We start from the raw sequence: 12,398 nt of genomic DNA, 5'->3' as shown, positions 1-12,398 counted from the left end.
ATAACAAAGGCTGAAAAAAAGATTGATTTGAAATGCATATTAAATACAAACAGCAGGGTGTGACTATACGTCCAGAAGGATATCAGGAGAAAAATGAAAGCGCATTCTCTTTGATTTTTTTAAAAAGTGATAAGGTATAAGTCCTGCTGTTTTCCAAAAATAGAAAACAGTTTGTAGGTATAAAATCTCTTTCAAAAGAGAAGTTTGGCTTAGTCGATTAGGGAAGATTATGTTACATAATGCCGATTGAGAATTCATAGTGATTCTATATACTGATGAATGAATTTACAACAATATAGAAGGAGATGTCGAAAAGCAATGTGGTTACTCATTATAGCCTGTGCTGTCATACTGGTCATCGGAATATTAGAAAAACGACGACATCAGAAAAACATTGATGCCCTCCCTGTTCGGGTGAATATTAACGGCATCCGCGGAAAATCGACTGTGACAAGGCTGACAACCGGAATATTAATAGAAGCCGGTTACAAGACTGTTGGAAAAACAACAGGAACAGATGCAAGAATGATTTACTGGGACACACCGGAGGAAAAGCCGATTAAACGGAAACCTCAGGGGCCGAATATCGGAGAGCAAAAAGAAGTCATGAGAGAAACAGTAGAAAGAGGGGCTAACGCGATTGTCAGTGAATGCATGGCTGTTAACCCAGATTATCAAATCATCTTTCAGGAAGAACTTCTGCAGGCCAATATCGGCGTCATTGTGAATGTTTTGGAAGACCATATGGATGTCATGGGGCCGACGCTTGATGAAATTGCAGAAGCGTTTACTGCTACAATTCCTTATAATGGCCATCTTGTCATTACAGATAGTGAATATACCGAGTTCTTTAAACAAAAAGCAAAAGAACGAAACACAAAAGTCATCATTGCTGATAACTCAAAAATTACAGATGAGTATTTACGTAAATTTGAATACATGGTATTCCCTGATAACGCTTCTCTGGCGCTGGGTGTGGCTCAAGCACTCGGCATTGACGAAGAAACAGCATTTAAGGGAATGCTGAATGCGCCGCCAGATCCGGGAGCAATGAGAATTCTTCCGCTGATCAGTCCGAGCGAGCCTGGGCACTTTGTTAATGGGTTTGCCGCAAACGACGCTTCTTCTACTTTGAATATATGGAAACGTGTAAAAGAAATCGGTTACCCGACCGATGATCCGATCATCATCATGAACTGCCGCGCAGACCGTGTCGATCGGACACAGCAATTCGCAAATGACGTATTGCCTTATATTGAAGCAAGTGAACTGATCTTAATCGGTGAAACAACAGAACCGATCGTAAAAGCCTACGAAGAAGGCAAAATTCCTGCAGACAAACTGCATGATCTAGAGTATAAGTCAACAGATGAAATTATGGAATTGTTAAAGAAAAGAATGCACAACCGTGTCATATATGGCGTCGGCAATATTCATGGTGCCGCAGAGCCTTTAATTGAAAAAATCCACGAATACAAGGTAAAGCAGCTCGTAAGCTAGGGGGAAATGCAGACATGTTCGGATCAGATTTATACATCGCACTAATTTTAGGTGTACTACTCAGTTTAATTTTTGCGGAAAAAACAGGGATCGTGCCGGCAGGACTTGTTGTACCGGGATATTTAGGACTTGTGTTTAATCAGCCGGTCTTTATTTTACTTGTTTTGCTAGTGAGCTTGCTCACGTATGTCATTGTGAAATACGGTTTATCCAAATTTATGATTTTGTACGGACGCAGAAAATTCGCTGCCATGCTGATAACAGGGATCGTCCTAAAAATCGCGTTTGATTTTCTATACCCGATTGTACCATTTGAAATCGCAGAATTTCGAGGAATCGGCATCATCGTGCCAGGTTTAATTGCCAATACCATTCAGAAACAAGGTTTAACCATTACGTTCGGAAGCACGCTGCTATTGAGCGGAGCGACCTTTGCTATCATGTTTGTTTACTACTTAATTTAATGTAAGGTGTGTCAAACGATGAAAAAAGAACTGAGCTTTCATGAAAAGCTGCTAAAGCTGACAAAACAGCAAAAAAAGAAAACCAATAAGCACGTATTTATTGCCATTCCGATCGTTTTTGTCCTTATGTTCGCTTTCATGTGGGCGGGAAAAGCGGAAACGCCGAAGGTCAAAACGTATTCTGACGACGTACTCTCAGCCTCATTTGTAGGCGATATTATGATGGGACGCTATGTTGAAAAAGTAACGGAGCAAAAAGGGGCAGACAGTATTTTTCAATATGTTGAACCGATCTTTAGAGCCTCGGATTATGTAGCAGGAAACTTTGAAAACCCGGTAACCTATCAAAAGAATTATAAACAAGCAGATAAAGAGATTCATCTGCAGACGAATAAGGAATCAGTGAAAGTCTTGAAGGATATGAATTTCACGGTTCTCAACAGCGCCAACAACCACGCAATGGATTACGGCGTTCAGGGCATGAAAGATACGCTTGGAGAATTTGCGAAGCAAAATCTTGATATCGTTGGAGCGGGATACAGCTTAAGTGATGCGAAAAAGAAAATTTCGTACCAGAAAGTCAACGGGGTAACGATTGCGACGCTTGGCTTTACCGATGTGTCCGGGAAAGGTTTCGCGGCTAAAAAGAATACGCCGGGCGTGCTGCCCGCAGATCCTGAAATCTTCATCCCTATGATTTCAGAAGCGAAAAAACATGCGGACATTGTTGTTGTGCAGTCACACTGGGGACAAGAGTATGACAATGATCCAAATGACCGCCAGCGCCAGCTTGCAAGAGCCATGTCTGATGCGGGAGCTGACATCATCGTCGGCCATCACCCGCACGTCTTAGAACCGATTGAAGTATATAACGGAACCGTCATTTTCTACAGCCTCGGCAACTTTGTCTTTGACCAAGGCTGGACGAGAACAAGAGACAGTGCACTGGTTCAGTATCACCTGAAGAAAAATGGAACAGGACGCTTTGAAGTGACACCGATCGATATCCATGAAGCGACACCTGCGCCTGTGAAAAAAGACAGCCTTAAACAGAAAACCATTATTCGCGAACTGACGAAAGACTCTAATTTCGCTTGGAAAGTAGAAGACGGAAAACTGACGTTTGATATTGATCATAGTGACAAACTAAAATCTAAATAATCGGAGTGATAAAGATGAAATTTGTCAAAGCCATCTGGCCGTTTGTTGCCGTAGCCATCGTGTTCATGTTTATGTCAGCTTTTAAATTCAATGATCAGCTGACAGATCAGGAAAAACAGAAGATTGATATGGAAATGAATAAAATCCAGCAGCAGGAAGAACCGGTAAACGCCAATAAATAATTCAAAAAAGAGAGTGTCTGATGAGACACTCTCTTTTTATTTGCCCAGCATATTCATTCTGTAAAAATATTAAAAAGTCTCTTAACATATTCAAAAAAATACCGATGTTAAAACTGCAAAAAGAGGAGGAGATAATAAAAGTGAACACACTGGCAAACTGGAAGAAGTTTTTGCTTGTGGCGGTTATCATTTGTTTTTTGGTTCCAATTATGACAAAAGCGGAGATTGCGGAAGCTGATACATCATCAGAATTGATTGTCAGCGAAGCAAAAAACCTGCTTGGATATCAGTATAAATATGGCGGGGAAACGCCGAAAGAGGGTTTCGATCCATCAGGATTGATACAATATGTGTTCAGTAAGGCTGATATTCATCTGCCGAGATCTGTAAACGACCAGTATAAAATCGGAACAGCTGTAAAACCGGAAAACCTGAAGCCGGGTGATATTTTGTTTTTCAAGAAAGAGGGAAGCACCGGCACTGTTCCGACACATGACGCCCTTTATATCGGAGACGGCCAAATGGTTCACAGTACACAGTCAAAAGGGGTTATCATCACCAATTACAAAAAAAGCAGCTATTGGAGCGGAACTTATATCGGGGCGAGACGAATCGCTGCCGATCCGGCAACGGCTGATGTTCCTGTCGTTCAGGAGGCCGAAAAATATATCGGTGTCCCATATGTGTTTGGCGGAAGCACGCCGTCAGAGGGCTTTGATTGCTCGGGGCTTGTGCAATATGTGTTTCAACAGGCACTCGGCATTTATCTACCGCGATCAGCCGAACAGCAGTGGGCAGTGGGCGAGAAGGTAGCCCCTCAGAACATAAAGCCTGGTGATGTCGTCTATTTCAGCAATACGTATAAAACGGGAATTTCACATGCAGGCATTTATGCGGGCGCAGGCAGGTTCATTCAGGCAAGCCGGTCAGAAAAAGTAACCATTTCCTATTTGTCAGAGGATTACTGGAAATCGAAGATGACGGGTATTCGCCGATTTGACAACCTGACAATCCCGAAAGAAAATCCGATTGTTTCCGAAGCGACGCTTTATGTCGGAGAAGTGCCTTACAAACAGGGCGGAGTAACACCTGAGACGGGATTTGATACAGCTGGATTTGTCCAATATGTATACCAGAAAGCAGCCGGTATTTCCCTGCCTCGATACGCAACAAGCCAGTACAATGCCGGAACTAAGATTGAGAAGGCGGACCTGAAGCCGGGAGACATTGTGTTCTTTCAATCAACAAGCTTAAATCCCTCCATCTATATCGGAAACGGACAAGTTGTTCATGTCACATTATCAAACGGCGTGACCATTACCAATATGAACACGAGCACATATTGGAAGGATAAATACGCAGGAAGTATACGGGTGCAATAAAAGAAAAAGACTCCAATCTCTGGAGTCTTTTCTTTATGCATATTGCCCCGAAAGAAGCTGGTCTATAAAGTAGGCCACACCATTTTCGTCATTGCTTTTTGTGACAAAGGTGCTTTTTTCTTTTAATTCATCAATCGCATTTTCCATGGCGATACGGTGTCCGGCGACTTCAAACATGGACAAATCGTTTGGACTATCGCCGATCGCATAGATATCCTGTGTTTCAATTCCGTATATGTCAGCCAGCTTTGTTAACGCGCGTCCTTTTCCTGACGAGGCCGGCAGGATTTCGATAATATGTTTTCCTGAAGAGGTTTGCGCCAGTTTTTTATGATGCTTCAGTTCTTCCTTCGCTTGTTTCAGCTTGTCCATATCAAAGGAGAAGCAAAGAAGCTTATAAATGTTTTCACCGCCGTCAAAAACCGATTCGATATGAGGGATTGGTTTAATGCCAAACTGTTTGAATTGAGTCATGGCTCCTTGCCACAAGTCATCCGTCTGCTCGTTTGGGTTTGCGCTCTTTAGAATGTCAAGCTCCGCGTGCAGCTTAGCTTCGCCGTCAAAAGGAGAAAGCAGATGGTCATCTGTATATACCTCAAAGTAAATGTTTTTTGAAAGTAAGTAATCAGCAATCGCTTTACCGGCTTCCTGATCCATTAATGTCCGGCTGATCAAACGGTAACCCGTGTCGTGGATCGTACCGCCATTAGCTGCAATGATAGGGATGTCCAAGTCATCCAGCAGCGCTTTTACATCAAATGTCGCTCTTCCCGTGCAAATGGTGACGAGGATGCCGGCATCAACGGCCCGCTTGATCGCCTCTCTGTTTTCCGCAGAAATGACGCTTTCTTTATTCAGTAATGTTCCGTCTAGATCAATCGCAATACATTTCATATGTAGGGGAACCTCCTTAAAAATGAAGCTGCTTCGTGTAGTATGTTCAGCTTGCCTGTGAAACATAATCCATATAAATTAAGGCTAAACGTTACTTTGATAATTTTCAACAAGGAAATATGTAAAACGGGATGGCGTAATCGCCATCCCGTTCATTATACACCTAAATCGTTTTGCAGCTCTTTTTTAACTTCCTGCAGCTTTTGCTGATTCAATTTGAAATAATAGACTCCGGCAGGTTCATAATCATAACCCGTCAGCTGAATAGACTCAACTGATTTCAATGAAGTGATGAACGGGAACAGGCCGATGGCATCTTTAAGAGATAAGTTCATTTTTAAATTTTGCCCCATCGTATCCACAATATCATCATAAGCCGGAATTGAGCTCAATGATTTTGATTTATCTATAATGGCGCTCAGCACTTCCATTTGTCTTTGCCCGCGTAAAAGGTCACTGTCCGCTTTACGTGTTCTTACGTAAGCGAGCGCTTCTTCCCCATCAAGCGTATGTGTTCCTTTTTGAAGAACGACTTTACCTTTTGTATCTTTTTTGATTTGCTGAATGACTTTATCGCTTTTTACAGTTACTTTGACGCCATTTAACTCGTTTACGACGTCTTCAAAAGCCGTGAAATTGCTTTCTACGACATAATCGACTGGAATATCCAGCATTTCTTCAACTGTTTTCACAGTTAAGTCAACGCCGCCGTAAGCGTGAGCATGTGTGAATTTATCATACCCGTGGCCTGGGATGTTTACATAGGCGTCACGCGGAATGCTCAGCATTTTAGCTGTTTTTTCTTTCCGATTAAATGTAACCAGCACATTCGCGTCACTTCTTGCCTGATCGACGGTCTCGCCGTTTTTCTCCCTGGCATCAATTCCTAAGAGCAATACAGAAAAAGAATCTTTTCCAGGATCAAATTCTTTGATCCGTTTTACAGATTGTTCTCCGCGTGCAAGGCTGACATGAGCTTCCTTAGAAGCATTGTTCAGCTTTACAAAAGCATAGGCGCCGACAGAGCCTGCCGCAATGACTAAAAAAGCCATTAATCCGGCAACAACTTTCACCCATTTTTTTAGTTTTCTTTTTTTCTTTCTGCGCTGTGATCGTTCTTCCATATATCAATACCTCACGTTTCTTTAATATTTGAAGCGTACCATTCTATTTGCCATGGGGCAACTACTCGAAAGACATTTTTCGATAAATATTCCTATATTTATAAGTTCTTGTTTTTGAAAATTGATAACGATAATGTACTGAATCACCTTATATTGGACGCCGCAGCAGGTAAAATGTTTCGGCGACATTGAAAAAAATACAAGTAAATGATTGGAAAACTTATGATCAGAAAAATAAAAAGGTTTAATGGCCGGAAAAAGAGGCTAAAAGATTTCTAAAAAAATCCCACAGACAATGTCATTGCAGCTGATGGAGAAAGGGAGTCATCTTTATGAAAAAGCAGTCAAATATATGGCTTTATTTTTTCGGAGCTCTTGGAGGCGCGTTATATGGCTATGATACCGGAGTGATTTCCGGAGCTATTTTATTTATGAAAAAGGAGTTAGGCTTAAACGCGTTTACAGAAGGTCTTGTTGTCAGCTCCTTGCTGGTTGGGGCGATATTGGGCTCAGGAGCGGCCGGCAAGCTGACTGACCGTTTCGGAAGAAAAAAAGCAATTATGGCAGCCGCGCTGCTGTTTTGTATAGGCGGTCTTGGTGTGGCACTGGCCCCAAATACAGGAGTCATGGTGCTGTTTCGCATCATTTTGGGACTTGCAGTCGGAACATCGACGACAATCGTACCCCTTTATTTATCTGAACTGGCGCCAAAACATAAACGCGGGGCGCTGTCATCACTGAATCAGCTGATGATCACGGTCGGCATCCTTCTTTCTTACATTGTCAATTACATATTTGCCGATGCCGAAGCGTGGCGCTGGATGCTTGGATTGGCTGCTGTGCCGTCATTGCTCTTGCTTATTGGCATTTTGTTTATGCCGGAGAGCCCGCGCTGGCTGTTCACGAATGGCGAAGAAAGCAAAGCGAAGAAAATTCTTGAAAAATTGCGTGGCACAAAAGATATTGATCAGGAAATACATGATATAAAAGAAGCGGAAAAGCAGGATGAAGGCGGTCTGAAGGAGCTGTTCGATCCATGGGTGCGCCCAGCGCTTATTGCAGGTTTGGGACTCGCTTTTTTGCAGCAATTTATCGGAACGAATACGATCATCTACTATGCGCCAAAGACCTTTACAAACGTCGGATTCGGAAACTCCGCTTCGATTTTAGGCACGGTCGGAATCGGCACAGTCAATGTTCTCATGACATTAGTAGCGATTAAAATCATCGACAAGATTGGAAGAAAGCCGTTACTGCTATTCGGGAATGCGGGCATGGTGATCAGCTTGATCGTTCTCGCTTTAGTAAATCTCTTTTTCGATAACACTCCGGCTGCCTCATGGACGACCGTCATTTGTTTAGGCGTGTTTATCGTTGTCTTTGCGGTCAGCTGGGGACCGGTTGTGTGGGTGATGCTTCCTGAATTGTTCCCGCTTCACGTCAGAGGAATCGGGACCGGTGTTTCGACCTTAATGTTGCACGTTGGGACACTGATTGTTTCATTAACCTATCCAATATTAATGGAAGCGATCGGAATCAGTTATTTATTCCTGATTTATGCCGCGATCGGTATCATGGCGTTCTTATTTGTCCGATTTAAAGTGACAGAGACAAAGGGAAGAAGCCTTGAAGAAATTGAGCAGGATTTACGGGACAAAAACGGACAGGGAGGAGCGGCCGGAAAACAGCAGACTGTCGGAACATAAAAAAGGGTGCGCGATCATGCGCACCCTTTTGATTGCTTACTTTCCCACCGTGCCAAAGTTAATGATTTTAAAAGAAATATCGTACTTAAAATCAGTCTCAGAAAATATTTCATCCCAATGCCCTTTTACTTTATTCCAGTAGTCAGGGTGTTGAATCCTTATGTGGTCTGATAAAAAGACCGGATCGGTTTTATACTCGTGCTGCAGTTTATCCATCACCTGCTTTACATCTCGTTCAAGCTTTTTTTCAAAAATGTTTTCCAGCCTGTGCAAATAACTTTTGCTAAAGGAGTTTTCATTCGGGTTTTGGTCTTCTGTCAGGATGCCCTTCGTTTTAACAGAAATATGAAAGACAGGCTTTCCGTTTTCAATGACGGGCTTAATTTTCGTTTTCGACTTTTTAATTTCAAACGTAATCGGATGTCCTTTATCTGTCGTCGGCATGACACCGCCTTGGATCGTCCCCATGACCCATGACAGTGTTTGGGTTTCATCAGCTGAAAGAAACCCAACGAGTTTATTGCTGCCCCTTTTGATAATGCCTGCTCCGTCATACTTGGCTTTTCCCTTTTCGTTTTTCACGGCTTGAATAAGATAACTGTACCCGTTCTGAGAGTAGACAGAAGCTCTTCCGATGCGCAGCGGTATCATAATCTTACCGTTATATCCGCTGTGAGTTGTCAAATCAATCAGTTTTTCGGAGGGCATCGGCTGCTGCTGATTGGGGTTTCCTTTTGTGAAAACATCAGCTGCATTCCCTCTGGCTGCCATCAAATAGCTGCTTCGCCGCAGCTCATCATCCCGGATAAAGTGGTTGAGGACTTGGTCTACATTTTGATTCCTCATCAGTTTTTCTCCCAGAAGGATCACTTTTAAATGATCGCTATAAACAGGAGGGTCCTTGATGGATACATCACTGACTGCTTCCAGAATCGTTTTCCCGTGGGACGTTACATTAACAAATTCGGGTTTTCCGGATGCTTGGCTGTCTTCGCTTTGGGGAAGAAGATTTTGATACGTCAGTTTGTACTGGTGATCATTTGTCTCATCGATCGCCAGCCCTCTGGCGAAGGATAGTTGCTCGATATCTTTGACATCCCAGCAGCCGCAGAGGGCCAGCAGCATAAAAAACATGACGGAGAATTTTGATGCTGTTTTCATTGCAGCTGCCCCCTCCCTATTTTTTTCTGTATCCAGCTTAAAAACCAGACGAAGAATGGAATTGTAATCACAATTAAGAAAGCATATCCAAGAAGCGTCCCGTAATAAAACACGTCATTCAAGTCCTTGGGATACATCGTTATGAAAAACGTCGCAGCCAGCATTGCAGTCAGCAGCCATGCATTGTTTTTATTTTTTAGATGAAAGATTTCCGTTAACCCGATATGGGCGCCTTTAAAGGATCCGAGCATACAGGCAAATTGCTGGGCTGTCCAGGTCAGCTGTAAGAACAAATCAAATCGTTCAATAAAAATACCCGGAACCTCTAATGCGTGAATAAGGGAAATGGTCGGCCATGTCACCGTTTTTGCCTCAGCCACAGTCATACAGCCAATCACAATGAGCAAAGTAATGCTGTAGAACAATGTGGAAGTCGCGATGCCCAGAGCAACAGCCTTTTTCACTTGCTTTGGATCTCTCATAAAGGGGACCAGGTAAAAAATGATTTCAAATCCGGAGAAATATAATAATGTTTTTGGGAATAAAGAGAAAAAGCTTTGATAGCCTCCTTCAAATACCGGCCGGATAAAATCAAGCTGGAACAAGCGAAAGCTGAACATCAGAAGCATCATAAAAATAATAAGGGTTATAGGAAAAATATAAGCGTATACTTTTGCAATTGAATAAACGCCTCCGCCTACATGATAGATGGCAACTGCAAGAAATATAAACACCACAACTGCCATTGGCGTATTTTTCAACAAAAAGAATCCGACAACCTCTCCCAAAATCCGAGCTTGAAAGCAAACAATCCCAATGAAATATAGACAGATATATAAATTCAATAGAAAGCCGATGAATTTTCCAGCTACAATGCTGTTGAGCTTAAAAAGAGTTTTTCCGCTGTTTTTTTGAAGAAAAGGCAAAAAAAGCAGAACGATGATAATAAAAATAACGCCCTGGAGCAGTATCATTAGCCATCCGCTCGGACTGCCGGTTTCGGCGGCTGAGCGGGGAAGGGTCAGCACCCCGGCACCAATCAATGTGCTGCTGATCATAATGAGCGTCTGCATAAATGTCAGTTTATGCTCTGATTTCCTCATAGCCATCACCTTTGTCTGATGTTATCTTCGGGATCGTTTCGTGTCGGTCTTCTTTTTAAAAACATCGTGGGAATACGGATGACTGTGTCTTTCAAATCCTGTCCAGGCTGCGCCATGATCGGGATAATGTAATCCTGGCCAAAGCTTTTCAGGCGCATGAGATGGCCGATCACAAACAGATAAACCATTATAACGCCGTACATGCCAAGCGCTGTTGCACTTATCATAACCCCGATCCGAATGATCCGCAGCGGAAAGTTATAGGCGTATGAAGGAACGGTAAAGGATGCCAGTGCTGTGACAGAAACGACAATGACCATAAGCGCACTGACAATTTGCGCCTGAACAGCTGCCTGTCCGATGACAACGCCGCCGATAAGGCCAATTGTCTGTCCAATCGGCTTAGGCAGCCTTAATCCGGCTTCTCGAATCAATTCGATCGTAAAGATCATGATAAAGGCCTCTACAAAAGGCGGGAATGGTACGTTAAGCCTGCTGCCTGCAATGGAAATGGCCATTCTAGTCGGCAATAGCCCGGTGTGAAAAGAAACGAGAGAAATATACAGACCGGGCAAATAAATGGTGATCAGGATGCTGGAATAACGAAGAAGGCGTACAAGTGACATTGGGATCCAGCGCTGGCTGTAATCATCGGGCGAATGAATAAATTCGTCAACCGTAGCCGGTACAATCAAAGCAAACGGCGTACCATCCACTAATATGGACACTCGCCCTTCTAATAGAGAACTTTCGACCCGGTCCGGTCGTTCTGTGCTTAATATTGTGGGGAAAATTGAAAATGGTTCGTCTTCAATCAGCTGTTCAAGCGTCCCCGATTCCGGCAAATTATCTATATTGACTGATTTCAGCCTTTTAAACACTTCTTTGACGACATAATCTGGGGCGATATCCTGAATATAAGCGACAGCGATTTTCTTTTTGGTCCTTTTTCCGAGTGTCATTTCTTTGATGACGAGATTAGGATCACTCGTCCGTTCACGCAAAAGCGCCGTGTTTGTCCGCAGCTTTTCAATAAATCCTATTTTAGGGCCGCGTTCCACGACTTCGGAGGAGGGTTCATCAAGACTGCGTGTTGCGACTGACTTTGTGTCGAAAGCTAATCCTCCGCGATAGCCATCAGCGAGCAAAATGGCTTGCCCTGAAAAAACGAGCTGCTCTATTTCTTTCATTGTAGAAACAACGCTGTGGTGAAAGCCGAAAAAAAAGGCGGATAAGTCTTCAATCGAGCATTCCTTATGGGCCAACGCCTCTTTTTGTAAAGGAGAAATGACGTATTGCGCCAGCATTTTATTCTCTGTCAGACCGTCAATATACAGTAAACACGCCTTTTGTCTGCTATCTCCGAAAGCAAATGTATAAAACATCATATCGTCGTTTTGTCCCAATGTTTTTTTCAGTGTGTCTAAATTGTTCTGGAGATCAGAGTCGATTTGCATAGTTTCTCTCCTTCTTAAACATATTGACGGTTTTTATTAATTTGTATCAAAAAAGGAGAATTATTCTTATCGAGGAAAAGGCTGAAACAAAGCTTCTTTTCGACGTGATATAATAGATAGGAAGCGTTTTCTTTGAAGGGGTAATGAAAAGATGATGCTTTGTACATATGTTGTCATAGGAAAAAGGCAGCTTATACGGGCGTTTGTAAGAGGGGCGCACCGGGAAAATGATGATCAGTTATTTACAGGGGAGGGGTACGGATC

11 protein-coding genes are annotated in these 12,398 nt (G+C 42.9%); 6 read left to right on the top strand and 5 right to left on the bottom strand.

Features of this window, described 5'->3' with window-relative positions; translation table 11 throughout:
- The first annotated feature begins 318 nt into the window (after window positions 1–318).
- The 5 genes from capB (at window position 319) to pgdS (ending at window position 4,689) form a co-directional block, all read left to right on the top strand.
- A complete protein-coding gene (capB, locus tag BSU_35900) occupies window positions 319–1,500 on the top strand; it encodes a capsular polyglutamate synthetase (ATP-dependent amide ligase) (protein ID NP_391471.2) in 1,182 nt (393 codons plus the stop codon).
- 14 nt (window positions 1,501–1,514) lie between these two features.
- Window positions 1,515–1,964 carry a capsular polyglutamate amide ligase/translocase subunit gene (gene capC / locus BSU_35890; protein ID NP_391470.1) on the top strand — a complete coding sequence of 150 codons (450 nt, stop codon included), beginning with the start codon at window positions 1,515–1,517 and terminating at the stop codon, window positions 1,962–1,964.
- 18 nt (window positions 1,965–1,982) lie between these two features.
- A complete protein-coding gene (gene capA, locus BSU_35880) occupies window positions 1,983–3,125 on the top strand; it encodes a capsular polyglutamate synthetase (acid resistance) (RefSeq protein ID NP_391469.1) in 1,143 nt (380 codons plus the stop codon).
- 14 nt (window positions 3,126–3,139) lie between these two features.
- Entirely contained in the window at window positions 3,140–3,307 is a 168-nt protein-coding gene (gene edmS / locus BSU_35870; protein NP_391468.1) for a factor required extrachromosomal elements maintenance, read from the top strand.
- Between the two features lie 140 nt (window positions 3,308–3,447).
- Window positions 3,448–4,689, top strand: coding sequence for a gamma-DD-glutamyl hydrolase (PGA depolymerase) (gene pgdS, locus BSU_35860; RefSeq protein NP_391467.1), 1,242 nt, complete (start codon window positions 3,448–3,450; stop codon window positions 4,687–4,689).
- Between the two features lie 33 nt (window positions 4,690–4,722).
- Here pgdS and ribZB read toward each other — a convergent pair whose 3' ends face one another.
- Both ribZB and tagT read right to left on the bottom strand, forming a co-directional pair.
- Window positions 4,723–5,583, bottom strand: a complete 861-nt coding sequence (ribZB, locus tag BSU_35850; protein NP_391466.1) for a 5-amino-6-ribitylamino-2,4(1H, 3H)-pyrimidinedione 5'-phosphate phosphatase (promiscuous activity) — start codon at window positions 5,581–5,583, stop codon at window positions 4,723–4,725.
- Window positions 5,584–5,738: 155 nt separating this feature from the next.
- Window positions 5,739–6,707 (bottom strand): teichoic acid-peptidoglycan tethering enzyme (LCP component) with transcription regulator domain of capsule synthesis, encoded by a 969-nt coding sequence (gene tagT / locus BSU_35840; RefSeq protein ID NP_391465.2) that lies wholly within the window; start codon window positions 6,705–6,707, stop codon window positions 5,739–5,741.
- Between the two features lie 332 nt (window positions 6,708–7,039).
- Here tagT and ywtG point away from each other — a divergent pair, with 332 nt between their 5' ends.
- Window positions 7,040–8,413, top strand: a complete 1,374-nt coding sequence (ywtG, locus tag BSU_35830) for a putative carbohydrate/proton transporter (RefSeq protein NP_391464.2) — start codon at window positions 7,040–7,042, stop codon at window positions 8,411–8,413.
- A gap of 36 nt (window positions 8,414–8,449) precedes the next feature.
- On the opposite strand, the gene gerBC is transcribed toward ywtG, so the two are convergent.
- Genes gerBC through gerBA form a run of 3 tightly spaced genes read right to left on the bottom strand, consistent with a single transcriptional unit; the run spans window position 8,450 to window position 12,134 of the window.
- Complete coding sequence (gene gerBC / locus BSU_35820; RefSeq protein NP_391463.1) at window positions 8,450–9,574, bottom strand: lipoprotein component of the germination receptor B; 1,125 nt, start codon at window positions 9,572–9,574, stop codon at window positions 8,450–8,452.
- A complete protein-coding gene (gene gerBB / locus BSU_35810) occupies window positions 9,571–10,677 on the bottom strand; it encodes a component of germinant receptor B (protein NP_391462.2) in 1,107 nt (368 codons plus the stop codon). The genes gerBC and gerBB overlap by 4 nt, the downstream gene beginning before the upstream one ends.
- Before the next feature lie 5 nt (window positions 10,678–10,682).
- Complete coding sequence (gene gerBA, locus BSU_35800) at window positions 10,683–12,134, bottom strand: component of germinant receptor B (protein NP_391461.2); 1,452 nt, start codon at window positions 12,132–12,134, stop codon at window positions 10,683–10,685.
- Window positions 12,135–12,398: the final 264 nt, after the last annotated feature.

Source organism: Bacillus subtilis subsp. subtilis str. 168 (assembly GCF_000009045.1).
Taxonomy (GTDB): domain Bacteria; phylum Bacillota; class Bacilli; order Bacillales; family Bacillaceae; genus Bacillus; species Bacillus subtilis.
The sequence above is the reverse complement of the archived record's forward strand: the minus strand, read 5'-3'. Positions and strand labels throughout refer to the sequence as shown.

Coding starts and splice junctions, on each gene's coding strand:
- capB (NP_391471.2), top strand. CDS start 319: ATGTGGTTACTCATTATAGCCTGTGCTGTCATACTGGTCATCGGAATA.
- capC (NP_391470.1), top strand. CDS start 1,515: ATGTTCGGATCAGATTTATACATCGCACTAATTTTAGGTGTACTACTC.
- capA (NP_391469.1), top strand. CDS start 1,983: ATGAAAAAAGAACTGAGCTTTCATGAAAAGCTGCTAAAGCTGACAAAA.
- edmS (NP_391468.1), top strand. CDS start 3,140: ATGAAATTTGTCAAAGCCATCTGGCCGTTTGTTGCCGTAGCCATCGTG.
- ribZB (NP_391466.1), bottom strand. CDS start 5,583: ATGAAATGTATTGCGATTGATCTAGACGGAACATTACTGAATAAAGAA.
- tagT (NP_391465.2), bottom strand. CDS start 6,707: ATGGAAGAACGATCACAGCGCAGAAAGAAAAAAAGAAAACTAAAAAAA.
- ywtG (NP_391464.2), top strand. CDS start 7,040: ATGAAAAAGCAGTCAAATATATGGCTTTATTTTTTCGGAGCTCTTGGA.
- gerBC (NP_391463.1), bottom strand. CDS start 9,574: ATGAAAACAGCATCAAAATTCTCCGTCATGTTTTTTATGCTGCTGGCC.
- gerBB (NP_391462.2), bottom strand. CDS start 10,677: ATGAGGAAATCAGAGCATAAACTGACATTTATGCAGACGCTCATTATG.
- gerBA (NP_391461.2), bottom strand. CDS start 12,134: ATGCAAATCGACTCTGATCTCCAGAACAATTTAGACACACTGAAAAAA.